General features: G+C 63.4%; 20 protein-coding genes and 1 tRNA gene. 13 read left to right on the top strand and 8 right to left on the bottom strand.

Features of this window, described 5'->3' with window-relative positions; translation table 11 throughout:
- Positions 1-71: 71 nt before the first annotated feature.
- From ACGYLQ_RS06375 to pdxH, 6 genes are all read right to left on the bottom strand, one after another.
- Positions 72-320, bottom strand: coding sequence for a hypothetical protein (locus ACGYLQ_RS06375; protein WP_394441265.1), 249 nt, complete (start codon positions 318-320; stop codon positions 72-74).
- Positions 321-554: 234 nt separating this feature from the next.
- Positions 555-4,199 carry a vitamin B12-dependent ribonucleotide reductase gene (locus tag ACGYLQ_RS06380; RefSeq protein WP_394441671.1) on the bottom strand — a complete coding sequence of 1,215 codons (3,645 nt, stop codon included), beginning with the start codon at positions 4,197-4,199 and terminating at the stop codon, positions 555-557.
- Between the two features lie 695 nt (positions 4,200-4,894).
- Positions 4,895-4,971: transfer RNA gene (locus tag ACGYLQ_RS06385), tRNA-Pro, on the bottom strand.
- Between the two features lie 77 nt (positions 4,972-5,048).
- Positions 5,049-5,507 carry a DUF192 domain-containing protein gene (locus ACGYLQ_RS06390; protein ID WP_394441268.1) on the bottom strand — a complete coding sequence of 153 codons (459 nt, stop codon included), beginning with the start codon at positions 5,505-5,507 and terminating at the stop codon, positions 5,049-5,051.
- Between the two features lie 23 nt (positions 5,508-5,530).
- A complete protein-coding gene (locus tag ACGYLQ_RS06395) occupies positions 5,531-6,076 on the bottom strand; it encodes a cold shock domain-containing protein (RefSeq protein ID WP_394412400.1) in 546 nt (181 codons plus the stop codon).
- Positions 6,077-6,095: 19 nt separating this feature from the next.
- A complete protein-coding gene (gene pdxH / locus ACGYLQ_RS06400; RefSeq protein WP_394441270.1) occupies positions 6,096-6,701 on the bottom strand; it encodes a pyridoxamine 5'-phosphate oxidase in 606 nt (201 codons plus the stop codon).
- 248 nt (positions 6,702-6,949) lie between these two features.
- Here pdxH and fabI point away from each other — a divergent pair, with 248 nt between their 5' ends.
- From fabI to ACGYLQ_RS06430, 6 genes are read left to right on the top strand one after another with little or no spacing between them, the layout of a single operon-like run.
- Complete coding sequence (fabI, locus tag ACGYLQ_RS06405) at positions 6,950-7,756, top strand: enoyl-ACP reductase FabI (protein WP_067261594.1); 807 nt, start codon at positions 6,950-6,952, stop codon at positions 7,754-7,756.
- Between the two features lie 54 nt (positions 7,757-7,810).
- Positions 7,811-8,344, top strand: coding sequence for a xanthine phosphoribosyltransferase (gene gpt / locus ACGYLQ_RS06410; RefSeq protein WP_067261592.1), 534 nt, complete (start codon positions 7,811-7,813; stop codon positions 8,342-8,344).
- 46 nt (positions 8,345-8,390) lie between these two features.
- On the top strand, positions 8,391-9,572 hold the full coding sequence (locus ACGYLQ_RS06415) for an aminotransferase (protein WP_394441272.1): 1,182 nt from the start codon (positions 8,391-8,393) through the stop codon (positions 9,570-9,572).
- Between the two features lie 30 nt (positions 9,573-9,602).
- Positions 9,603-11,447, top strand: coding sequence for a peptidyl-prolyl cis-trans isomerase (locus ACGYLQ_RS06420; RefSeq protein WP_394441275.1), 1,845 nt, complete (start codon positions 9,603-9,605; stop codon positions 11,445-11,447).
- A gap of 12 nt (positions 11,448-11,459) precedes the next feature.
- Complete coding sequence (gene trpE / locus ACGYLQ_RS06425; RefSeq protein WP_394441276.1) at positions 11,460-12,971, top strand: anthranilate synthase component I; 1,512 nt, start codon at positions 11,460-11,462, stop codon at positions 12,969-12,971.
- Positions 12,972-12,973: 2 nt separating this feature from the next.
- Positions 12,974-14,014, top strand: a complete 1,041-nt coding sequence (locus ACGYLQ_RS06430) for a succinylglutamate desuccinylase/aspartoacylase family protein (protein ID WP_394441279.1) — start codon at positions 12,974-12,976, stop codon at positions 14,012-14,014.
- Positions 14,015-14,038: 24 nt separating this feature from the next.
- On the opposite strand, the gene ACGYLQ_RS06435 is transcribed toward ACGYLQ_RS06430, so the two are convergent.
- A complete protein-coding gene (locus ACGYLQ_RS06435; RefSeq protein ID WP_394441281.1) occupies positions 14,039-15,598 on the bottom strand; it encodes a divergent polysaccharide deacetylase family protein in 1,560 nt (519 codons plus the stop codon).
- A 166-nt stretch (positions 15,599-15,764) separates the two neighbouring features.
- Between ACGYLQ_RS06435 and ACGYLQ_RS06440 the strand changes: the two genes are divergently transcribed.
- The 7 genes from ACGYLQ_RS06440 (at position 15,765) to lexA (ending at position 21,245) form a co-directional block, all read left to right on the top strand.
- Positions 15,765-16,346 (top strand): aminodeoxychorismate/anthranilate synthase component II, encoded by a 582-nt coding sequence (locus ACGYLQ_RS06440; RefSeq protein ID WP_067260724.1) that lies wholly within the window; start codon positions 15,765-15,767, stop codon positions 16,344-16,346.
- Complete coding sequence (gene trpD / locus ACGYLQ_RS06445) at positions 16,343-17,359, top strand: anthranilate phosphoribosyltransferase (RefSeq protein WP_394441283.1); 1,017 nt, start codon at positions 16,343-16,345, stop codon at positions 17,357-17,359. Before ACGYLQ_RS06440 ends, trpD begins: the two co-directional genes overlap by 4 nt.
- A complete protein-coding gene (locus ACGYLQ_RS06450; RefSeq protein ID WP_394441285.1) occupies positions 17,356-18,015 on the top strand; it encodes a uracil-DNA glycosylase in 660 nt (219 codons plus the stop codon). The genes trpD and ACGYLQ_RS06450 overlap by 4 nt, the downstream gene beginning before the upstream one ends.
- A 7-nt stretch (positions 18,016-18,022) precedes the next feature.
- A complete protein-coding gene (gene trpC / locus ACGYLQ_RS06455; RefSeq protein ID WP_394441287.1) occupies positions 18,023-18,835 on the top strand; it encodes an indole-3-glycerol phosphate synthase TrpC in 813 nt (270 codons plus the stop codon).
- Positions 18,835-19,308, top strand: a complete 474-nt coding sequence (moaC, locus tag ACGYLQ_RS06460; protein WP_394441289.1) for a cyclic pyranopterin monophosphate synthase MoaC — start codon at positions 18,835-18,837, stop codon at positions 19,306-19,308. Before trpC ends, moaC begins: the two co-directional genes overlap by 1 nt.
- On the top strand, positions 19,305-20,477 hold the full coding sequence (glp, locus tag ACGYLQ_RS06465; RefSeq protein WP_394441291.1) for a gephyrin-like molybdotransferase Glp: 1,173 nt from the start codon (positions 19,305-19,307) through the stop codon (positions 20,475-20,477). Before moaC ends, glp begins: the two co-directional genes overlap by 4 nt.
- 72 nt (positions 20,478-20,549) lie before the next feature.
- On the top strand, positions 20,550-21,245 hold the full coding sequence (gene lexA / locus ACGYLQ_RS06470) for a transcriptional repressor LexA (protein WP_067260680.1): 696 nt from the start codon (positions 20,550-20,552) through the stop codon (positions 21,243-21,245).
- On the opposite strand, the gene ACGYLQ_RS06475 is transcribed toward lexA, so the two are convergent.
- Positions 21,239-23,266: a ComEC/Rec2 family competence protein gene (locus tag ACGYLQ_RS06475; protein ID WP_394441293.1), complete on the bottom strand. Its 2,028-nt coding sequence runs from the start codon at positions 23,264-23,266 to the stop codon at positions 21,239-21,241. The genes lexA and ACGYLQ_RS06475 overlap by 7 nt on opposite strands.
- Between the last annotated feature and the right edge of the window lie 100 nt (positions 23,267-23,366).

The raw sequence follows: 23,366 nt of genomic DNA on the forward strand, positions 1-23,366 counted from the left end.
GGGAAGTGTGTTCACATGGGTCAATTCTCAGTGACAATTTATGGGGCTACCGGGTCAGTTCTCAGTGACAATCAACACGCGGAGCTATTGACGGAGAACACTGCCCTGCACCCTGCTTCACCGGCCTCGCGATAATCCTGAACCGAATAGGTCACGCTCAGAGACGGCACACCAAGCACGGACACGCTGCGAGCACCGTCATAGGCATCGGCCAGCGCCCCGATGACATTGCGGTCGAATTCCGCCTCCAGTGTGTTGCCCTTCATCGTCACGCGATCTGCCGCGCAAAGCTGTCCAGCGATGTCGAAAACTAGGTTCATTCCTGCTCCTGACCAACATAAAGCGTTGATAAATGATCCACTTTCACCTTCTCAACCCGCAGTCAATTTTCGACGAATTTCGAAATTTCGTAAGAAATTTTGAAATCTGACAGTAATCTGGATCGCAGTGCGGAAATTAACCTTTCGCGCAAGCATGCCTGAGGCGCCCCGGCAGCCTCATCGGGGCGGGCCTTGCGGCCCTGCCCCTGCGCGCCCCTTTCGGGGCACACCTCATCAGCTACAACCCGAGGTGCCACCGCAGGTGTTGCACTTCATACAGGTGCCGTTGCGAACCAATGTGTAGTTGCCGCATTCACCGCAGGCTTCGCCCTCATAGCCCTGCATCTTGGCCTTGGCCCGCGCATCGAGGCTGACCGCCCCGGTGCTGACAGAGGTCGAGGGTTGCACCGCGACCGCCATGTCGCCGCCGCTCACTTGGGGGGCGTAAGCGGTGCTCGGCTCGACGCCCTGCCCGCCTTGCAACACCACCAACTCTTGCGGAAGGCGGTTGCGCAGATAGCCGGTGGAGCTGATTTGCTTGAGCACTTCCAAGGACTTATTCGCGGCCCCCTCGCTTAACTCGCTGACGTTCGAGAGGTTTTCTTCCTCGCCCCGGCCCAGATCATCAAAGGTCGCGCCCTCGGGCTTCACATGCGCCAGATCGGTGCGGTCGAGGTAGCTCACCGCCAATTCACGGAACACATAGTCGAGGATCGAGGTCGCCTGTTTGATGCTGTCGTTGCCCTGCACCATGCCCGCCGGTTCGAACTTGGTGAAGGTGAAGGCGTCGACGAATTCCTCCAGCGGAACGCCGTATTGCAGACCGACCGAGACCGCGATGGCGAAGTTGTTCATCATCGCCCGGAAGCCCGCGCCTTCCTTGTGCATGTCGATGAAGATCTCGCCCAGCTTGCCGTCCTCATATTCGCCGGTGCGCAGGTAGACCTTGTGACCGCCCACGTTGGCCTTCTGGGTATAACCCTTGCGGCGCTGCGGCATCTTCTCGCGATGCGATTTGATGATCTCTTTGACGATCACCTTCTCAACGATCTTTTCAGCCAGCACGGCGGCCTTCTCATGGGTGTTGCCGCTTTCCAGCGTCTCGGCGGCGTCCTCGTCATCCTCCACGAGGGCCGCGGCCAGTGGTTGGCTCAGTTTCGAACCGTCGCGGTAGAGCGCATTGGCCTTGATCCCGAGCGACCAGCTGAGCTCGTAAGCCTTCTGGCAATCCTCGATCGTCGCGTCATTGGGCATGTTGATCGTCTTGGAGATCGCCCCCGAGATGAAGCTCTGCGCCGCTGCCATCATGTGGATGTGGCTGTTGACCGAGAGATAGCGTTTGCCCTTCTTACCGCAGGGGTTGGCGCAGTCGAAGATGCCATAATGCTCCTCGCGCAGATGCGGCGCGCCTTCCAGCGTCATGGTGCCGCAGACATGGTCATTGGCCGCTTCGATATCGGCCTTGCTGAAGCCGAGGGAGCGGAGCAGATCAAAGGTCGGGTCGTTCAGCTTTTCGGTCGGAATGCCCAGCACCTGCGTGCAGAAGGCTTCGCCCAGCGTCCATTGGTTGAAGACAAAGCGGATGTCGAAGGCCTGCTTTAGCGCGGCGTCGATCTTGGCCAATTCATTGGCGCCAAAGCCGTGCCCTGCCAGCGTGGTATGGTTGATCGCAGGCGCATTGCCGATGGTGCCGTGGCCGACGGCATAGCTGACGATCTCTTCGATCTGGGCCGACCCGTAGCCGAGTTTTTCCAGCGCGGCAGGGACGGATTGGTTGATGATCTTGAAGTATCCACCTCCGGCAAGCTTCTTGAACTTCACCAGCGCGAAGTCGGGCTCAATGCCGGTGGTGTCGCAGTCCATGACCAGACCGATGGTGCCGGTGGGCGCGATGACCGAAGTTTGCGCGTTGCGGTAGCCATGGGCTTCGCCCAGTTTCAGCGCCTCGTCCCAGCAGGATTTGGCGATGTCGACCAGCCCTGCCTGCGGGCAATTGGCGTGATCCAGCCGCACCGGTTTGACCGACAGCTGCTCATAGCCGTCCGCTTGCCCATAGGCGGCGGTGCGGTGGTTGCGGATGACGCGGAGCATGTGCTCGGCGTTCTTGGCATAGCCCGGGAAGGCGCCCAATTCGCCCGCCATCTCGGCGGAGGTCGCATAGGCCACGCCGGTCATGATCGCGGTCAGCGCACCGCCCAAAGCGCGGCCCTCGTCGCTGTCATAGGAATAGCCCATGTTCATCAGCAAGCCGCCGATGTTGGCATAACCCAGACCCAGCGTGCGGAAGTCGTAAGACCGCTGCGCGATTTCCTTGGAGGGGAACTGCGCCATCATCACGCTGATCTCCAGTGTCACGGTCCAGAGGCGCGAGGCGTGCATGTAGTCCTCGACCTGAAAGACACCGTCCTTGAGGAAGGTCAGCAGGTTCATCGAAGCCAAGTTGCAGGCCGTGTCGTCGAGGAACATATACTCCGAACAGGGGTTCGAGCCGCGGATCGCCCCGTCTTCGGGGCAGGTGTGCCAGTCGTTCACGGTGTCGTGGTACTGGATGCCCGGATCGGCGCAGGCCCATGCGGCATGGCCGACCTGGTCCCAGAGGTCACGGGCGCGGACGGTCTTGACCACCCGGTTCTCGGTGCGGCTGATCAACTCCCAATCGACATCCTTCTCGACCGCCTTCAAAAAGGCGTTGGTGACGCGGATCGAGTTGTTGGAGTTCTGGCCCGAGACGGAGTTGTAGGCCTCGCTATCCCAGTCGGTGTCATAGGTCGGGAACTCGATGCCGGTGTGGCCCTGCTTGGCATAGTCCAGCACGCGCTTGACGTAAGTCTCCGGGATCGCGACCTTCTTGGCCTCGCGGATCGCCTGTTTCAGCGCGGCGTTCTTGGCGGGGTCATAGGCATCCGCCTCGGCCCCGTCCCATGCCTTGATCGCGTCGAACAAAAGGTTAAGCTTCTGCTCGTGCATCTTAGAGCCGGCGACGATGGAGGCCACCTTCTGCTCTTCGAGTACCTTCCAGTTGATGAAATCCTCGATATCGGGGTGGTCGGCGTCGACGATCACCATCTTGGCCGCGCGGCGGGTGGTGCCGCCGGATTTGATGGCGCCAGCGGCGCGGTCCCCGATCTTGAGGAACCCCATCAAACCCGACGACTTGCCGCCGCCCGACAGCTTCTCGCCCTCTCCGCGGAGCGATGAAAAGTTGGTGCCCGTGCCCGAGCCGTATTTGAACAGTCGCGCCTCGCGAACCCAGAGGTCCATGATGCCGCCATCGCCTACCAGATCGTCGCCCACGGACTGGATGAAGCAGGCATGCGGCTGCGGGTGCTCATAGGAGGATTTCGACCGGGTCATTTTGCCGGTCTTGTAGTCGACGTAGTAATGCCCCTGAGCCGGACCGTCGATGCCATAGGCCCAGTGCAGACCGGTGTTGAACCACTGCGGGCTGTTGGGGGCCGCGCGTTGGCTGGCAAGCATGTGGCGCATCTCATCGTAATAGGCGCGGGCGTCTTCCTCGGTGGTGAAATAGCCGCCCTTCCAGCCCCAATAGGCCCAAGCGCCCGCCAGACGGTCGAAGACCTGCTTGGAGGAAGTCTCACCGCCCATCTCGGCACCCTCGGCGGGCTCGGAGCGCCACAGGAACTCAGGCACGTCCTTTTCCTTGACCTTGCGGGTCTTGCTGGGCACGCCCGCCTTGCGGAAATACTTCTGCGCGATCACGTCGCTGGCGACCTGGCTCCAGGATTTGGGGACTTCGACGTTGTCGAGCTTGAACACCACCGAACCGTCAGGGTTGCGGATCTCTGACACCGTGGTGACAAAGTCCAAATCCGCATAGGCATCCTGCCCGGCCTTGGTGAAATTCCGTTCAATCTTCATCATCGCTGCCCTTTTTCAAACTCTCAAAATCCTGAGCCGACATGCCCACGGCAGGCCGTCTCACCCCTATGTGCTGGCAGTTTGAACAAAGCTTCCCCGCGCCACCTGCTGACGCAAGCGGCCCGAAACCGATTAAAACACTGGCTCTATACTCTGTCCCCGCCGCCCAAGCGCCCTGTTGCGTTAACCACAACATATTGTGGCGCTTTACTTGACCCCCACAAACTGACGTAGATCGCACTATTTGGTCAACGGTTTTTTTCGGAATTATTTCGGGGCGGGCAGTTGACCGAAGCCCCCCGATTTGCCGCGCGCCCTACCCCAGTGATTCAGCCTCAGGATATCCCCAAAGATACCCGCAAGCCCGATTGGTGGGCGGCTTTGAAATAATCCATTGCCGGGGCCGGGTTAGCGGAGGTGTTTGAGAGATTGGTTGAATTCATCCACAGCCCAAGACCGCCCGCCGGGCGACAGGCCGCCGAAAGTGAACCCTGTGCCACGATCACTCGGCCCAAGCCCCCTGCCCCATGTCCGCGTCTAAAACCGCGGCAGAATCATCACGATCTCGGCGCGCACAGGCGCAAACCTGCCAATACGGCGGCGGTAGCTACTATATCTTGTGCAGAATGAGGATAGGACAACGGGCGCACCTCAGCCAAAGCGGGAAGCGCTACATCAGCGATGTTGGAAGAAAGTGGTCGGAGCGAGAGGATTCGAACCTCCGACCCCCTGTACCCAAAACAGGTGCGCTACCAGGCTGCGCCACGCTCCGACTGGGGCTTCTTTAGCCATAAGCCCACCAATTGAAAAGCCCCGATTGACCTTAAAATCGGAAAATCCGCGAAGTCTTTAGCAGGGCCAAGCCGGAGCGTTCCCGGCAAAGGCCGGATGGCGGATTTCGCTGCCTTCGGTGATGCCGAGGCGTTTTGACAAACCGCCGTTAATCTCCAGCACCGACAGCAAATCGTCGCCGCCCGGGATCGGTGTTTCGTCCAACGGTTTGGCGGAGTGGTGGATCTTCTGCACCACGCCCCTTTCGTCGATGAACAGCAGGTCCAGTGGGATCAACGTGTTGCGCATCCAGAAATTCAGGGGCTGAGGTCTTTCGTAGATAAAGAGCATGCCCGCGCTCAGCGGCAGCGAACGCCGATGCATCAGCCCCTTGGCGCGTTCCGCCGTGTCATCGGCCACTTCGACAGAGAAGCGGGCCTTGCCCCACTCCCCGCGGAGCGTCACGGAATCGACACGGCAAACCTCGGCCACCGCCGCGCCGGTCAGCAGCAAGCCAGCCAGTGCCGCCCCTGCCATATGCCTTGCCAGTCGCCTGATCTTTAGCCGTCTATCACCGCGTCCCATGAGCTTACCTCCGCCGCCAGATGGCCCCGATCGCCAACAATCACACGCATGGCGAGTGCTTCGCCCGGTTGCAAATCACAAAGTCCGGATTGGCGCAGCACGTCGATATGTAAAAACACATCTTCCGCGCAGCCAAAGACATTTGCAAACCCGAATCCCTTGGCCTTGTCGAACCATTTGACACGGGCGGGCTCAAATTCGGCGGTGGCCAGTTGCTCAGGGTCGAAACCGGCGAATTCCACCACGGCGGTGGGGAGTTCACTGGGCGCCTCGACGGAAAGCACTTCGACCGCCTGCGCCCCGCGCTCGGTCTGTTGCACCCGCACCGCCACCCGCGCCCCATCCGCGACAGAGCTTTGGCCGTAATTGCGCAGGACATTGACGTGCAGCAGGATGTCCGCCCCGCCCGCATCCGCAACGACAAAGCCGAAGCCCTTGACCGGGTCGAACCATTTGACCACGCCTTCGAGGGGGTCATCTATCGCCGCTGGTTCCGCTTGGGTTTCAGACACATCTTTCATGGGGTATCGCGCCGTCAGATCAGGGGTTGAGCCGGGTCACGGCCCAGGGTGCCGCGACATCTGCGCGCCGCCATTGGAAACGGTCATGCAGGCGAAACTCGCCATCGGCCCAGAATTCGATTTCCAGCGGGGTGATCCGGTAGCCGCCCCAGAACGGGGGGCGCTCAGGGTTCACCCCCTTTTGCGCGGTCACCTTGGCCACCTCGGCCATCAGCGCAGCGCGGCCCGAGAGCGGCTGCGATTGACGCGAGGCCCAAGCCCCCAGACGGCTCTTGAGCGAGCGCGAGGCGTAATAGGCATCTGCCTGCGGCCCGTCCTCTCGGCTGATCAAGCCGCGCACCCGCAGCTGGCGGCGCAGGGATTTCCAATGCATGACAAAGGCCGCCTTGCCCGCGCCGTCCAGTTCCTGCGCCTTCTGGCTTTCGTAATTGGTATAAAAGACAAAAGCCTCCGGCTCGATCTCTTTCAGCAGCACCATGCGGGCGTTGGGCAGACCTTGCGAATCTACCGTGCTGAGCGCGATGGCATTGGGATCATTAGGCTCGGTCGCCTCTGCTTCGGAAAGCCAACGCTGCGCAATTGCAAAGGGATCATCCCCCGCAAAAATACCAGTCCGCGTCTCCATTCGGCATCTCCTTCAGAGTGCTTTGCCTGTCACCGGTTCTACGCCGGGGTCCGATCTCTTCGGTATGGCATTTGTTAACAATCGGCAACTCAAAGGACAACCTCACCCGATTTCCGACAGTTAGCCGCCGATCTTATGGCAAATCTCGGGGGTGAAGGCGCCTGTGCAGTCTTGATGGTAGCGCTGCAATCGCCTAGACCAAGACAACCTCAACGGAACATAGACAAGAACATAGACAAGGCGGCGGAATGGGAAACGAACTGATGCAGGGCAAGCGCGGGCTCATCATGGGGCTGGCGAATGACAAATCCATCGCATGGGGCGTGGCCAAGGCGCTGGCCGATGCGGGGGCGGAGCTTGCTTTTTCCTACCAAGGCGAAGCGCTGAAGAAACGCGTAGGCCCGCTGGCCGAGCAGCTTGGCAGCGACATCGTCTTGCCCTGCGACGTGGGCGATGAAGCATCGATCGACGCGCTTTTCGAAAGCCTGAAAGAACGTTGGGGTGAGCTGGATTTCATCGTTCATGCCATCGGCTTCTCCGACAAGGGCGAGCTGCGCGGTCGCTATGTTGACACCAGCCGCGGCAATTTCGCCATGTCGATGGACATCTCGGTCTACTCCTTCACCGCCGTGATGCAGCGCGCCGAGAAGATGATGTCGCCCGGTGCCAGCGCGCTGACGCTGACCTACTACGGCGCCGAGAAGGTGATGCCGCATTATAACGTCATGGGCGTGGCCAAGGCGGCGCTGGAGGCGAGTGTTAAATACCTCGCCGAGGATCTGGGCAAGGACGGCATCCGCGTCAACGCGATCTCGGCGGGGCCGATCAAGACGCTGGCGGCCTCCGGCATCGGCGACTTCCGCTACATCATGAAATGGAACGAGTACAACTCGCCCCTGCGCCGCAACGTCACCACCGAGGACGTGGGCAAGGCCGCGCTGTTCCTGCTGTCGGATCTGGGCAGCGGCACCACGGGCGAGAACCTGCATGTGGACGCGGGCTATCACGTCGTCGGTATGAAGGCGGTTGACGCGCCCGACATGTCCAAGGAATAAGCCGCCCAAATCAATTCGCGCGGGTGCCCGCGCCAGCTGCTGCAAAGGACCACCATGACCAAATCCAAGGACGCCTCGCGCCTGCCCCATGAAAAGGGCTTTCACATCTCCTGGGATCAGATCCACCGCGACAGCCGCGCGCTGGCGTGGCGGCTTGACGGTCTGGGCCCCGACGATGGCGCTTGGCGTGCCGTGGTGGCGATCACCCGCGGCGGCATGGCGCCCGCGATGATCGTCGCGCGCGAACTCGACATCCGCACCGTCGACACGATCTCGGTCATGTCCTACCATTCGGGCGGCGGGGCCGCCGACCAGCGCCGCGAGGCGAAGGTGCTGAAATCCCCCGATGCCGAGATGATGGGCGACGGCACCGGCATCCTGATCGTCGACGACCTTGTCGACAGCGGCAAAACCATCGAACTGGTGCGCGAGCTTTACCCGCAGGCGCATTTCGCCACCGTCTATGCCAAGCCCGAGGGCGAGCCGCAGGTCGATACCTTCATCACCGGCGTAAGTCAGGACACATGGATTTTCTTCCCGTGGGACATGGCCCTGCAATATGTCGAACCCTACCGCGGCAAGGACTGACCAGCTCCGCGCCACCTGCCCTGCCCCTATCTGACCGGATACCCCCATGACGCTTCCGCGCACCGCCACCACGTTCTTCCCCCCGGTGATGGAGGCGCGGCGCTGGCTCGATGGCGTCGACTTCCCGCCCGACCGCCCGCTTATTAACGTGAGCCAAGCCGCCCCCGTCGATCCGCCCCCCGAAAGGCTGCGCCGGGCGATGGCCGAGGTCACGCTGAACAACGACGAGGCGCATCTCTACGGCCCCGTGCTGGGCCTGCCGGAACTGCGCGCCGAACTGGCGCGGCAGACGGCTGAGAAATACGCAGGCGTGGTGACCGACGAACAGGTCTGCATCACCTCCGGCTGCAACCAGGCTTTCGCCGCCGCCATCGCCACGCTCTGCGGTGAGGGCGATGAGGTCATCATCCCGACGCCGTGGTACTTCAATCACAAGATGTGGCTCGACATGAGCGGCGTCACGGCGGTGCCACTGCCCGTCGAGGCCGACATGCTGCCCGACCCCGAAAAAGCCGCAGCAGCCATCACCCCGCGCACCCGGGCCATCGCGCTGGTCACGCCGAACAATCCCGGCGGCGTGGAATATCCCGCCGCCCTCGTGCAGGAATTTTTCGAACTGGCCCGCCGCCACGGCATCGCGCTGATCCTTGACGAGACCTACCGCGACTTCCACAGCCGCCCCGGCGCGCCACACGCGCTGTTCCGCGACCCCGATTGGCATGACACGCTCATTCACCTCTATTCTTTCTCCAAGGCCTACCGCCTGACCGGCCACCGCGTCGGCGCGCTGATCGCCAGCCGCGCACGGTTGGCCGAGGTCGAGAAGTTCCTCGATACTGTCGCCATCTGCCCCGCGCAGATCGGCCAGCACGGCGCGCTTTGGGGGATGCAGAACCTCAGCGCATGGCTCGCCGAAGAACGCGAGGAAATCCTCACCCGCCGCGCCGCCATTGCCGACCTGATGCCCCGGCTTGAACCGCTGGGCTGGGAGCTTCTGGGGCTGGGCGGCTACTTCGCCTATATGCGCCACCCTTTCAGCGTTTCTTCGGCTGATCTGGCGCGCGATCTGGTGCGCGACGCAGGCGTGCTCTGCCTGCCCGGCACGATGTTCCAGCCCGAGGGCGACGCCCGCGGCGAAAGCCAGTTGCGCATCGCCTTTGCCAACCTCGACGCCGCCGGTCTAAAGGTGCTTTTCGACAGGCTTGCAGCCCTGCCACGCAACGCATAGACAGGTCCGAAATCAACGAGGGACCGTGTCATGGCCAAAAAGGGCTTCAGCTTTTCGAAAACCGCCGTCTGGGCCTTGATGGCCCTTCTGATCTTGGGTCTGGGCGGCTTTGGCGCGATCAACCTCAGCGGCAATCTGCGCAGCATCGGCACCGTGGGCGACAAGTCGATCTCGGTCGATCAATATGCCCGTCAGTTGCAGCAGGAAATCCGCGCGATCGAAGCGCAAACGGGAGAGAGCCTCCCCTTCGCCCGCGCCCAAGAGATGGGGCTGGACCGCGCCGTGCTGCAACGGATCGTGCGCAACCGCGCGCTGGACCACGAAGCCGACGAAATGGGCATCTCCATCGGTGACGCCACCCTGCGCGATGAGATCGTGGCAATCTCGGCCTTCCAAGGGATCGACGGCAACTTTGACCGCGAAGGTTACCGCTTTGCCCTTCAGCAAAGCGGGATGAGCGAGGCCGAGTTCGAACGCTCGATCCGCGAAGAAGCCGCGCGTAGCCTGCTGCAACGCGCCATTCTGGGCGGCGTCTCCATGCCCGACACCTATGCCCGCACGCTGGTCGATTACGTTGCCGAAGAGCGCAGCTTCACATGGGCCCGACTGAGCGAAGATGACCTCGACGCGCCCCTGCCCGCCGCCACCGAAGACGAATTGCGCGCCTATTACGACGCCAACACCGATGACTTCATGCTGCCCGCCAGCAAAAGCATCACCTACGCTTGGCTCGCCCCCGAAGACCTGCTGGACGAAGTCGAAGTGCCCGAAGAAGAACTGCGCGCCGAATATGACGCCCGCAGCGACGAATACGACCAGCCCGAGCGGCGTTTGGTCGAACGTCTGGTCTTTGCCGATCAGGAGGCCGCAGACCGCGCCGCCGCAGCGCTTGAGGTCGATGGCACCACTTTCGAGGCACTGGTCGAAGAGCGCGGCCTGGCCTTGGCGGATGTCGATCTCGGCGATGTCGCGAAATCCGATCTTGATGATGCAGGCGATGCGGTCTTTGCCGCCGAAAGCGGTGATATCGTAGGCCCGCTGCCCAGCTCGCTCGGGCCGGCCCTGTTCCGTGTGAACGCCATCCTTCCCGCGCAGCATGTGCCTTTCGAAGAGGCCCGTGACGTGCTGGAAGAGACCCTTGCCATCTCTCGCGCCACCCGCGCTGTCGAAGCCCGCGCGCAAGAGATTGACGACCAGCTTGCCGGGGGTGCCACGCTCGAAGACTTGGCCCAAGAGACCAAGATGCGCCTTGGCACCATCGACTGGACCCAAGACAGCAGCGAGGGCATCGCCGCCTATGGGGCCTTCCGCGAAGCCGCTGCGGGGCTGAGTGCCAATGACTTCCCGCAGATCGACCAACTGGAAGACGGCGGCATCTTTGCCATGCGTCTGGATGAGACCAAAGACGCGCGCCCCGAACCTTTGGAAGAGGCCCGCGACGCCGTTGAGACCGCATGGCGCAACGCCCAAATTGTCGAGGCGCTGACCGAAAAGGCCGAGAGCCTGACCGAGACGCTGGCCGAAGAAGGGGGTTTTGAGGCCGCCGGTCTTTCGCCCCAGCTTGGCGAAGGGCTGACCCGCAGCTCCTATGTCGACGGCACGCCGGACGATTTCATGGATCAGGTCTTTGACCTCGACGAAGGCGGCGTGGCCGTCCTGCCTGCGGGCGATAGCGTCGTGGTTCTGCGCCTTGATGCCGTGACACCGGCGGGCGAAGACGACCAGACCCAAGCGCTGATGGACCGCCTTTCGCAGCAGTTGGATCAGGCGCTGGCCCAAGGTCTTTTCGATATCTACAGCAATGCCGTCATGCGCGACGCCGATCCCCAGATCGACCAGCGCGCGATCAATGCCGTGCATGTGAACTTTCCCTGATAGGCAATTTTGATGGCCCTGACCCCGGATTTCGATAGTTTCGCCCGCGCCTATGAGGCGGGCGAGAATCAGATCGTCTACACCCGCCTTGCCGCCGATCTCGACACGCCTGTGTCCTTGATGCTGAAACTCACCGGCGCGGCGGAGAACGCCTTTGTGCTGGAATCCGTCACCGGCGGCGATGTGCGCGGGCGGTATTCGATCATCGGCATGAAGCCCGACCTGATCTGGCGCTGCCGGGGCGAGACCTCTGCGCTGAACCGTGCGGCGCGCTATGATGCCGACGCCTTCAAGGATATGCCCGGTGACCCGCTCGACCGTCTGCGCGACGTGATCGCGGAATCGCGGATCACCCTGCCCGACGATCTGCCGCAAGCCGCCGCCGGGCTTTTTGGCTACCTCGGCTATGACATGATCCGGCTGGTGGAACATCTGCCCAATGTGAACCCCGACCCTCTGGGCCTGCCCGACGCGGTGATGGTACGCCCTTCGGTCGTCGCTGTGCTCGACGGGGTGAAAGGCGAGGTCACCATTGTCTCCCCCGCTTGGGTGTCCGAGGGCCAAACCGCCCGCGCGGCCTATGCCCAAGCCGCCGAGCGGGTGATGGACGCCGTGCGCGATCTGGAACGCGCCATGCCGCAGACCTCCCGCGATTTGGGAGAGGCCGAAGACGCGCCGGAGCCGGTCAGCAATTTCACCCGCGAGGGCTATAAATCCGCCGTGGAGAAGGCGCGCGACTATATCAAGGCGGGCGATATCTTTCAGGTGGTGCCAAGCCAGCGGTGGGCCCAGGGTTTCACCCAGCCGCCCTTCGCGCTCTACCGCAGCCTGCGGCGCACCAACCCCTCGCCCTTCATGTTCTATTTCAACTTCGGCGGTTTCCATGTGGTGGGCGCCAGCCCCGAGATCCTTGTCCGGGTCTTCGGCAACGAAGTGACCATTCGCCCCATTGCAGGCACCCGCAAGCGCGGCGCGACCCCGGTAGAAGATCGCGCGCTGGAAGCCGATTTGCTCAGCGACCCCAAGGAGTTGGCAGAACACCTGATGCTTCTGGATCTGGGCCGCAACGACGTGGGCCGGGTTGCTAAGATTGGTAGCGTGCGCCCGACGGAAGAGTTCATCGTGGAGCGTTACAGCCACGTCATGCACATCGTCTCCAACGTGGTGGGCGAGTTGAAAGAGGGCAAGGATGCGCTCGACGCCTTTTTTGCCGGGATGCCCGCGGGCACCGTTTCCGGCGCGCCAAAGGTCCGCGCGATGGAGATCATCGACGAATTGGAACCCGAGAAACGCGGCGTCTATGGCGGCGGCGTGGGCTATTTCAGCGCGGGCGGCGACATGGACATGTGCATCGCCCTGCGCACCGCCGTGGTGAAGGACGAGACGCTCTATATCCAAGCAGGCGGTGGCGTGGTCTATGACAGCGACCCCGAGGCCGAGTTCATGGAGACTGTGCATAAATCCGGCGCAATCCGCCGCGCGGCTGCGGATGCATCGCGTTTCGGCGGCAAGGGCAACGGCTGACCATGGCCCCCCGCGCGCCCTTCCAGATCGCGGGGCATTCCGTCGCCCCCGGCAGCAGCCTTGCCGTTGATCTGCCCGTCTCGATCCTGCCGGACCACACGCCGGTGCATCTGTCGCTGGAAATCTTCCACGGCAAACGGCCCGGGCCGACGATGTTCGTCTCAGCGGCGGTGCATGGGGATGAGGTGATCGGCGTGGAGATCCTGCGCCGCCTGTTGCGCGCGCCGCAGCTTTCCGCGCTGCGCGGCACGCTGATCGTGGTGCCGGTGGTGAACTCCTTCGGTTTCCTGAACCGCTCGCGCTACCTGCCCGACCGCCGTGATCTGAACCGCTGCTTCCCCGGCTCGCCCACCGGCAGCCTCGGCGCGCGGCTGGCGCATATCTTTCTGCAAGAGGTGGTGCTGCGCTGCGACTTTGGCGTCGATCTGCATTCGGCAGCGATCCACCGTACGAACCTGCCGCAGGTGCGCGTCTCTCCGGCGGATAAGGTGACCCAGAAAATGGCACTGGATTTCGGCGCGCCGGTGGTGCTGACCTCCCCCCTGCGCGACGGGTCGCTGCGCGCGGTCGCCGCGAAACAAGGCACACCGATCCTGCTATACGAGGCGGGCGAAGGGCTGCGCTTTGACGAGATGGCCGTGCGTGCGGGTCTCGCGGGCATCCTGCGCGTCATGCGCGGGCAAGACATGCTGCCCGCAAAGGGCATCGCTCGCGCCCGCAGCGCGCCCTATATCTGCACCGCTTCCCATTGGCTGCGCGCGCCCGCAGGCGGCCTGCTGCGCACCTTCCGGGCCGAGGGGGAAACCGTCGCGGAGGGCGATCTTCTGGCCATTGTCTCAGACCCTTTCGGCAAGGAGGAGGCCGAGCTTCTGGCCGATGCGCCCGGCATCCTGATCGGGCGGGCGATGCTGCCCATCGTCAACGAGGGCGATGCGGTCTTTCACCTTGCCAAACTTAGCCCCCGCGCGGCGGAGGCGACGGTAGATGAACTCGCCAGCCAGTTGGAGGAAGACCCGCTCTTCGACGAGGACGAGATTATCTAGCGCCACGGCGCGCCCCGCGCGGGGTCACTCCTCGCGCAGCAGCACCGCCGAGATCGGGACCAAAGCCACATCGCTCGCGCGGTCTTGCAGCCCCCAGAGCAGCAGGGCAGAGACGGTATCGGGCCGCAGGCGGCCCAGCATGATCACCGCGCCCTCCTGCCCCGCTTTGAATGCCGCTTGATCCAGAAAACGCCGGATCACCCGCGCGGATTGATCCTTGCTGTCAAAATCGCGAAACACCGGATCGGCAGCCACACCCACCTTGCGGGCCAGCTTGGGCATGGTGTTCAGCCCCTTGTCCTGCGTCACCAGCCCGTGGCCGGATTGCGCGAGGATATCGGTCACCTGATCGGCCAGCGCACGGCTGCCTTGGAAGCCGCTCTCGGTGCCTTCCAACACCCCCACCACCGGGCCAATCTGGTCGAGCGTGGCGCCAAATGTAGTCTCGGCATCGCTGGGCTGCGCGCCCTGCGGCAGGTCGACCATGGCCAAGACCTCGAACCCAGCCTCGCGGTAGGTTTCCACCCGCTCGGCGGCATCCGGCAAGGTGCTATCTACGGCGAAACTCAGCGGATAGGGAAAGCTGCGCAATGCGGCCAGCCCGGCGCTGCCTGCGGTGACCGAGGTGCCATCGTCGATCAGAACCACGCTCATTAGCGGCTTGCCCTCGGGCAGGTCCACGGCGAGGCTGTTGACCACCACGGGGCGCGGGTCTTCGTTCACGATTGCGTCAGCTTCAGCGGGCTCTGCCGCCACCTCTGCGCCGGGGCGGTTGATCACGACGCCTGTGTCTCGGTCGGTCAGGCTGGTCGCTGGTGTACCGATGGCCGGGCGGCTATCGGCTTCAGTTTCAGCGGGCTCTGGGGTGGCTTCGGCAACCTCCGCCTCTTCCAGCGGCGCGGGGCTCGCCCCCTCGATGCTCTCCGGCTCAGGCACCGGGGAAGACAGGTCTGCCTCAGCGGCCTCCCCCTCACCGCGAGGCACGTCTTCGGTCGCTCCGGCTTCAGCCTCCGGCTCTTCGATCACAACCTCCTCCGCAGGCAGGGTGATCGCCTCCTCCTCTTCGACCTCCGGCGCGGCCATGCCCTGCGGCGCGTCAAAGGCCCCTTCAATATCCGCCACATCCGGCGCGGGCGGCTGCGCGGGTTCGGTGCTGATCGAAAGCTCATCCGCCGCGGGCGGTGCATCTGGCGCTGTGGCCTGCGGATTGGGCATGACCGGCTCTTCCGCGCCCGGGGACATCGGCGTCTGCCCCTCGGGGGCCGCGGGGGTGCTGAGCCCTTCGGCACCGCCAGTCTCTGGCAGGCTGGCCGAGCTCTGTGTGTCTGGGTCAAGCGCGGCGAGGCTGTCTTGCTGCGGCACATCCGCGCGCGGTGCGGGGGCGTTCAACACCGGCGCGGTATCGCGGCTGCGCCCCTGCTCGCCCGCATCCGTCACGTTGATCCGCGCTGGCGCAGGGCCAGATCCGGGCGCATCGCCCACCTGCGGCGGCAGCGGCAAAGGCATCATCAGCGACACCGCACCGGCCACACCGATGCTTGCCACACCGCCCCAAATCAGCCCGCTCAGAACTCCGCGTGCCATCTGCGCTACTCCTGCTGTCTGCGCCATGGCCAGAAAGCCCGGCGTTCCCCTCAATTGGCTTGCCCCAAACTCTTGACGATGGGGTTCAAGCCTGAACATGTATGCGAAAACCTATACCGCGCTCCGGCGCGGTTTCTCCAGTCCTAATACAAAGAAATGCCTGCCTGTGCTGCTGCTCATCGATAACTACGACAGCTTTACCTATAACTTGGTCCACTATCTGGGCAGCCTCGGGGCGGATGTGCAGGTGCACCGCAACGATGCGCTCAGCGTGGACGAAGCGATGGCCATGAACCCCGCCGGTATCCTGCTGTCTCCCGGCCCCTGCGACCCCGACCAAGCGGGAATTTGCCTAGAGCTGACCCATGCCGCTGCTGCCGCGCGCGTGCCGCTTCTGGGGGTCTGTCTTGGCCATCAAACGCTTGGCCAAGCCTTCGGCGGTAAGGTCGTGCGCGCGGATGATATCGTGCATGGTAAACTGGGCCAGATGCAGCACGACGGGCGTGGCGTTTTCGCCGGGCTCCCCTCGCCCTTCGGGGCCACGCGCTATCACTCGCTGGTGGTCGAACGCGCGAGCCTGCCCGATTGCCTTGAGATTACCGCAGCGCTTGAAGATGGCACCATCATGGGCCTGCAACACCGCGAGTTGCCGCTACACGGCGTGCAATTCCACCCGGAATCGATCCGGTCCGAGCATGGCCACGCCCTGCTGCAAAACTTCCTGAACGAGATGAAGGTCCCGGCATGAGTAGCGCGCTGAAACCCCTGCTTGATGCCGCCGCGAACGGGCCGCTGACCTCGGATCAGGCCATTGAGGCCTTTGAAATCCTGTTCGAGGGCGAAGCGACCCCCAGCCAGATCGGCGGGTTCCTCATGGCGCTGCGCACACGCGGCGAAACGGTCACCGAATATGCCGCCGCGGCACAGGTCATGCGCAGCAAATGCAACGCCGTCCGCGGGCCCGAAGGCGCGATCGACATCGTTGGCACCGGCGGTGACGGCAAGGGCACGCTAAACATCTCGACCGCCGCCGCCTTCGTGGCTGCGGGCGCAGGCGCTGTCGTGGCGAAACATGGCAACCGCAACCTCAGCTCGAAATCAGGTGCTTCCGACGCGCTGTCGCAACTCGGGATCAACGTCATGGTCGGCCCCGCGGTGGTCGAGCGTGAATTGGCCGAGGCCGGTATCGGTTTCATGATGGCGCCCATGCACCACCCCGCCGTCGCCCATGTCATGCCGACCCGGTCCGAACTTGGCACCCGCACGATCTTTAACATCCTCGGGCCGCTGACCAATCCGGCAGGGGTCAAACGGCAGCTGACCGGCGCCTATACCCGCGATCTGATTGAACCGATGGCGCTGACGCTGAAACAACTTGGTTCGGAAAAAGCATGGCTGGTGCACGGCTCCGATGGCACGGATGAGCTGACCATCACCGGTGTCAGCTGGGTCGCAGCACTGGAAGACGGTGTCGTCAACCTGCGCGAATTGCACCCCGAAGACGCGGGCCTGCCGGTCCATCCGTTCGAAGCCATCGCCGGGGGTGAGCCCGCCGAAAACACCAAACATTTTAAGGCGCTCCTGGACGGGGTTCCATCAGGCTACTGCGACGCGGTGTTGCTGAACGCGGCCTCTGCTTTGGTGGTGGCCGACGTGGCCCCGGATCTGAAAACCGGCGTCGAGATGGCCCGCGAAAGCATCGACAGCGGCGCGGCGCGTGACCGGATCGAAAAAGTGGCGCGGATCAGCCAGTCGGCATGACCCCGCCGAGCCTCAGCGCCCTTGACGCATGGGCCGAGCTGCCCTTTTTTGCCGAGGATTGGCCGCGTATCGCCGAGCAGCTTGCCGCGGAAACGAGGGTGGTCCTACCGCCCGCCCCGCAGATATTCGCCGCACTTGAGCATCTGCAACCAGCGGCTGTGGAGGTGGTGATCCTTGGCCAAGACCCCTATCCGACACCCGGCCACGCCCATGGCTATGCCTTTTCGGCCGAGCCGGATGTGCGCCCCATTCCCCGCTCCCTTGTCAATATCTTCAAGGAGTTAGACGCCGATCTTGGCGCATCTCCGCAAGACCCGGACCTGCGGTTCTGGGCCGATCAAGGGGTTCTGCTGCTCAACAACGTGCTGACCGTTCCGGCGGGCTGCGCGCATGGGCATGCGAGGCTCGGATGGCAAAGGTTAACCGCTCAGGTGCTCAACCGTCTTTCTGATCGCCCTCGCGCCTACTTGCTTTGGGGGGGGCATGCGCAAAAGGCGGCGGCAGAGGTCGATCCGGCGCGCAACCTCAAGATAGAGACGCCGCACCCCTCACCGCTATCGGCAAGGCGCGGCTTCTTCGGCTCACGCCCCTTCAGCCGCGTGAATGACTGGTTGCAGGGCCAAGGCAAGCCCGGCATACATTGGACAAAGCCGTGAGGAAGCCATGACCGCCACAATTCTTGAAAAAATCAAAGCCTACAAGCTGGACGAAATTGCCGCTGCCAAGGCCGAAAAATCGCAGGCAGAGGTCGAAGCTGCGGCCCGCGCGGCCCCGCCGGTCCGCCCCTTCGCGCAGAGCTTGCACAAAGCCTCCCGCGAAGGCTATGGCCTGATCGCCGAGATCAAAAAAGCCAGCCCCTCCAAAGGTTTGATCCGCGAAGATTTCGAACCCGCCGCCCTCGCCCGCGCCTATGCCGCAGGCGGCGCGACCTGCCTCTCGGTCCTCACCGACACCCCGAGTTTTCAGGGCGCGAAGGAATTCCTCGTCGAAGCCCGCGCCGAATGCGATCTACCGGTACTGCGCAAGGATTTCCTTTACGATCCCTATCAGGTCGCCGAAGCGCGCAGCCTTGGTGCCGACTGCATCCTGATCATAATGGCCTCCGTCTCTGACGCGCAGGCCGCGGAACTTGAGCAAGCGGCAGATGAATGGGGCATGGACGCGCTGATTGAGGTTCATGACGCGGAGGAACTGGCCCGGGCCGAAAAGCTCAGCAGCCGCATGATCGGGATTAATAACCGCAATCTCAATACCTTCGAGACCTCTCTTGATGTGACGCGTCAACTGTCGGAGGCCGTCCCTCACGACCGTATGCTGGTCTGTGAATCCGGCCTCTACACCCCCGCGGACCTCGCCGATATGGCTGTCTACGGCGCGCGTTGCTTCCTCATCGGCGAAAGCCTGATGCGCCAGCAAGATGTCGAACAGGCCACCCGCGATCTGCTCGCCAACCCGCTCGTTCCCGGAGGGATGTAATGGCGCTCACCCATTTCGATGCCGAAGGCGACGCCCATATGGTCGATGTCTCGGAGAAAGCCGTGACTTCGCGGGTGGCCAAGGCTGAAAGCTACATCAAGATGGCGCCGGAAACGCTTGATATCATTACTGAAGGCCGCGCCAAGAAGGGTGATGTTCTGGGGGTCGCAAGGCTTGCCGGGATTATGGCGGCCAAACGGACGGCAGACCTGATCCCGCTTTGCCATCCTTTGCCGATCACCAAGGTCAGCGTCGATCTGACTGCCGACGCCGTACTGCCCGGCATCCGTATTCTCGCCACCGTCAAAACTACTGGCCAAACTGGGGTTGAGATGGAGGCCCTCACCGCGGCCTCCGTCACCGCCCTTACCGTCTATGACATGGCCAAAGCGGTGGATAAGGCGATGGAGATTGGCGGCACGCGGGTCGTTCTGAAAGATGGCGGTAAATCAGGCCGTTACGAGGCGACATGATCAGTGTCGAAGCGGCTTTGGAAGCCGTCCTGAACCTTGTCGCCCCTCTGGAAACCGATGAAGTCGCCCTTCGCGCCGCCCATGGCCGTGTCTTGTCGCAGCCCGTGCGCGCGCAGCGCAGCCAACCGCCCTTCGCCGCCTCCTCTATGGACGGCTACGCCCTGCGCCGCGCCGAAGTCGAACCGGATGCGATGTTCAAAGTCGTCGGCGAAGCCGCGGCGGGCCATAGCTACGCGGGTAAGCTGCGGGCCGGACAAGCCGTCCGCATTTTCACCGGCGCGCCGGTCCCGGAAGGCGCCGATTTCGTGGTGATCCAAGAAGATGTGACCCGGCGCGGCGACCTTATCACCCTCGGCCACAGTATTGATGACAAAAACAATATTCGCCCCGCTGGCGGAGACTTCACCGAAGGCGAAGACCTAACCGCCCCGCGCGTTCTGCGCCCCGCCGATGTGGCGCTCCTCGCTGCAATGAACGTGGCGCAGGTGCCCGTCACCCGCAAACCCATCATCGCGATCCTCGCCACGGGGGATGAATTGGTGCAGCCCGGAGAAAGCCCCGGCCCCGACCAGATCAGCGCCTCCAACAGCTACGGCCTCGCCGCGATGTTCGAAGAGGCGGGCGCCGAAGTGCGCATGCTGCCCATCGCGGGGGACACCACAGCATCCCTCAAACAGGCCTTCGCCTTGGCCCGCGGCGCGGATTTGATTGTCACCATCGGCGGCGCGTCGGTGGGCGATCATGACCTCATCGCGCCCGTGGCGGCTGAGCTTGGCATGGAGCAATCATTTTACAAGGTCGCGATGCGGCCCGGCAAGCCGTTGATGGCAGCCAAGATCGGTGATGCCGCGATGATCGGGCTGCCGGGAAACCCCGTTTCTGCAATGGTTTGCGGTGCGATCTTCGTGTTGCCGATGCTGCGGCGCATGCTTGGGCTGACCGAAGTTCATGCTGCCATGCACGAAGCCCCCCTCGGACACGAGATTGGCCCGAATGGACCCCGAGCGCATTACATGCGCGCCCATCTTCGGGATGGCGCACTCCACCCGGATGATCGGCAGGATTCATCTCTTCTATCCGTGCTCGCCCAGGCCGATGCGCTGATGATCCGCCCGCCTAATGAACCGGCGCGCAAGGCGGGCGATTTGCAAAAGTACATCTTGATTTAACGCCAACCTACGGTTGACACAAAACAAGAACATCCCTAGAACAAAAGCAATAAAAGCTTCAGGGGCCGCGCGATGCTGACCAAAAAACAACTCGATCTGCTTTCTTTCATCCACCAGCGCGTGCAGCGCGACGGCGTCCCGCCCAGCTTTGATGAGATGAAACTGGCGCTCGACTTGCGGTCGAAATCCGGCATCCACCGGCTGATCACAGCGTTGGAGGAGCGTGGCTTTATCCGGCGCCTTGCCCACCGTGCCCGTGCGATCGAGGTGGTCAAATTGCCCGAAAGCCTTGGCGGCGCGCCCGGTTTCGCTCCCCGCGTGATCGACGGGGACCGGCCCGACGCCCCGCCCCCGCCTGCGGCGCAACCGGTCACCGCGCATCACGCGTTCGATGTGCCGGTCATGGGCCGGATCGCTGCCGGTGTCCCGATTGAGGCGATCTCCCAAGTTTCCCATAGCGTCACGGTGCCGGGCGGGATGATCGCAGGTCAGGGGGAGCATTACGCCCTCGAAGTGCGCGGCGACTCGATGATTGAGGCGGGTATCAACGATGGCGATATCGTGGTGATCCGTGAAACCTCCGTCGCCGACAATGGGGATATCGTGGTGGCCTTGGTCGAAGATCAGGAAGCGACGCTGAAGCGTTTCCGCAGACAAGGGTCTTCGGTGGCTTTGGAAGCCGCCAACGCCGCCTATGAAACGCGGGTCCTGCCTTCGGACAAGGTGAAGGTTCAGGGTCGACTGGTCGGGTTGATCCGCACCTACTGACTCTGCGGGCGGCTGTTCCACAAGCGTGTCCCGGCGCGGTCTTTCGCAGTGGTGACTTCCCAACCCTGCGCCGATTTGTTCAGCGCGATTGCGCCGGTTTCGCGCAGGCGCATAGGATCGTAGACTTGGCAGCCCCAATCTCGGGCGGTCGTCATATCGACGGACGCAACCACGACCTCCTCGGGCTGGCAGCCGCTGAATGCGGCGACCGCCCGTTTTCCTGACAAATGGATGATACCTGCCTCTTGGCCCGCCCATCTTTGGGCAGCCACGGCTTGATCCGCGCCGTCGCCATCATTCTCCAACCAATTGCGCGCGACGAAACCTGCGGCTTTGTCTTTGCTGAGCGCCCTGCCCGCCGGGGTCATGACGCCCACGAGCGTTCCCGTGTCGGTGATGAGCACGTCCGGGCGTGTGGTTCCTCGCCAGAGGGTGAAAGACAGCAAGATCGCGGGCAAGCCGAACCAACGTAGATGACCTTGCCACAGGACGAGCCAGAGAAACCCGAGTGACAGGAGCGGCAGCACCCATCCCCCCGGCCCCGGCACGAAGCTGCGCGCGCCGGGCAGATGTGCCACCACATCCGCGACCGATAGGATCCACTCAAGGCCCAGACCCATCGCCCATAGCGGTATTCCTTCACCGCCGAAGGGCGCAAGGATCGCCGCCAGCACGGCGGCGGGGATGACCAAGACCCCCATCAAGGGGACCGAGAGCAGGTTCGCGACCAATCCGTAATGCGCGATCGTGTTGAAATGCGCGGCGGATATGGGCGCGGTGGCAATGCCCGCCACGGCCGAAGAAATCACCACCGCGGCGACGGGGCGGAGGCGTTTGGGAATGACCTCACCTTCGAAATCGCGGATCCAGCCAAAGACGGCGACAAGCGCCGTGGTCGCGGCGAATGACATTTGAAACCCCGGCCCCATCAGCGCTTCGGGCCGCAGGGTCAGCACGATGATGCCCGCGATGGCGACGGCGCGCAGGGAGATCGCCCGCCGCCCGATCATCAGGGCGCATAGTGCCACGGCACACATGACATAGGCCCGCTCGGTCGCGACATTTCCGCCCGAGAGCGCGAGGTATCCGGTGGCGGCAATCAGAGCGGCCCCCGCGGCGATGCTTCGGCTTGGCCAACGGGTGGCGGTGACCGGATGCAACGCGAGAAGCAGGCGCGCTGAACCGAAGACAACTCCGCTGAGCAACCCCATATGCAGGCCCGAGATCGCCAATAGATGCGCCAAATTGCTGCTGCGCAGATCCTGCAAAGCGTCTTGCGAAATCGCGCTGCGGTCGCCGGTGGTGATGGCGGCGGCGAAACCTCCGATATCGCCGGGAAGATGGGCGCGTACCCGCGCGGAGGCCGCCATGCGCAATCGGAAGAGGATCAGCGCGATGCCCCCTTCCAAGGGGTCCGCCATGCCTAGGAGCGGCACGCGGGTGTAGCCCACCGCGCCCAATTCGGCAAACCAAGCATGGCGCTGAAAATCAAAGCCGCCCGGCTCGACCGGGCCTGCGGGGGGCGACAGATGCGCCGTGGTCATCACCTGCATGCCGGGCCGTGGCGTGATCGCGCCGGGGAGCGTCGAATGGAGTGAGACGCGAACCCGGGGCGGCGTGCGCGCGGGCGAAACCCGATCCAACCGGACCTGATCGAGCGTCACGCGCGGCACGTCGGACTGGCTTCGGTCAAGCGCCACGACACGTCCCTCAACCGGGCCATAGTAACGCCAGCCAAGAACCGGGGCCGCCACCGAATGCGCCCGAAACGCCGCCAGTAGCAGTCCTAGCAAGACCAAAGCCGCGCCGACAGCAAAGGGGGCCGTAATCTCAGGCAGCGCCCGCGCGACGACCGCCAGCACGACCACGATACATGCCACCGCCGCCAGCATCGCCCCCGTAGGCTCCGCCCGCAGCGAAAAATACCAGCCGATCCCCAGGGCGAGGCAAACCGGCACCCAGCAAAATAGATGCCCGCGCTGGCGCAGCATCACGGCGCTGAACTGGTTCCAAAGGCCCATGCTTGCCCCCGCGGATCGCACTGGGTAGACAGGCGTCAAATCCTAGGACCGGGATGGTTACCAATTGGTAAACGCCGCTCCGAACAGCATATCTCTGACC

This window comes from Sulfitobacter sp. 1A12779, assembly GCF_043557315.1.
GTDB classification, from domain to species: domain Bacteria; phylum Pseudomonadota; class Alphaproteobacteria; order Rhodobacterales; family Rhodobacteraceae; genus Sulfitobacter; species Sulfitobacter faviae.

Excerpts from the sequence above, each read along its gene's own strand:
- ACGYLQ_RS06375 (WP_394441265.1), bottom strand. The coding sequence starts at position 320 with ATGAACCTAGTTTTCGACATCGCTGGACAGCTTTGCGCGGCAGATCGC.
- ACGYLQ_RS06380 (WP_394441671.1), bottom strand. The coding sequence starts at position 4,199 with ATGAAGATTGAACGGAATTTCACCAAGGCCGGGCAGGATGCCTATGCG.
- ACGYLQ_RS06390 (WP_394441268.1), bottom strand. The coding sequence starts at position 5,507 with ATGGCAGGGGCGGCACTGGCTGGCTTGCTGCTGACCGGCGCGGCGGTG.
- ACGYLQ_RS06395 (WP_394412400.1), bottom strand. The coding sequence starts at position 6,076 with ATGAAAGATGTGTCTGAAACCCAAGCGGAACCAGCGGCGATAGATGAC.
- pdxH (WP_394441270.1), bottom strand. The coding sequence starts at position 6,701 with ATGGAGACGCGGACTGGTATTTTTGCGGGGGATGATCCCTTTGCAATT.
- fabI (WP_067261594.1), top strand. The coding sequence starts at position 6,950 with ATGGGAAACGAACTGATGCAGGGCAAGCGCGGGCTCATCATGGGGCTG.
- gpt (WP_067261592.1), top strand. The coding sequence starts at position 7,811 with ATGACCAAATCCAAGGACGCCTCGCGCCTGCCCCATGAAAAGGGCTTT.
- ACGYLQ_RS06415 (WP_394441272.1), top strand. The coding sequence starts at position 8,391 with ATGACGCTTCCGCGCACCGCCACCACGTTCTTCCCCCCGGTGATGGAG.
- ACGYLQ_RS06420 (WP_394441275.1), top strand. The coding sequence starts at position 9,603 with ATGGCCAAAAAGGGCTTCAGCTTTTCGAAAACCGCCGTCTGGGCCTTG.
- trpE (WP_394441276.1), top strand. The coding sequence starts at position 11,460 with ATGGCCCTGACCCCGGATTTCGATAGTTTCGCCCGCGCCTATGAGGCG.
- ACGYLQ_RS06430 (WP_394441279.1), top strand. The coding sequence starts at position 12,974 with ATGGCCCCCCGCGCGCCCTTCCAGATCGCGGGGCATTCCGTCGCCCCC.
- ACGYLQ_RS06435 (WP_394441281.1), bottom strand. The coding sequence starts at position 15,598 with ATGGCACGCGGAGTTCTGAGCGGGCTGATTTGGGGCGGTGTGGCAAGC.
- trpD (WP_394441283.1), top strand. The coding sequence starts at position 16,343 with ATGAGTAGCGCGCTGAAACCCCTGCTTGATGCCGCCGCGAACGGGCCG.
- ACGYLQ_RS06450 (WP_394441285.1), top strand. The coding sequence starts at position 17,356 with ATGACCCCGCCGAGCCTCAGCGCCCTTGACGCATGGGCCGAGCTGCCC.
- trpC (WP_394441287.1), top strand. The coding sequence starts at position 18,023 with ATGACCGCCACAATTCTTGAAAAAATCAAAGCCTACAAGCTGGACGAA.
- moaC (WP_394441289.1), top strand. The coding sequence starts at position 18,835 with ATGGCGCTCACCCATTTCGATGCCGAAGGCGACGCCCATATGGTCGAT.
- glp (WP_394441291.1), top strand. The coding sequence starts at position 19,305 with ATGATCAGTGTCGAAGCGGCTTTGGAAGCCGTCCTGAACCTTGTCGCC.
- lexA (WP_067260680.1), top strand. The coding sequence starts at position 20,550 with ATGCTGACCAAAAAACAACTCGATCTGCTTTCTTTCATCCACCAGCGC.
- ACGYLQ_RS06475 (WP_394441293.1), bottom strand. The coding sequence starts at position 23,266 with ATGGGCCTTTGGAACCAGTTCAGCGCCGTGATGCTGCGCCAGCGCGGG.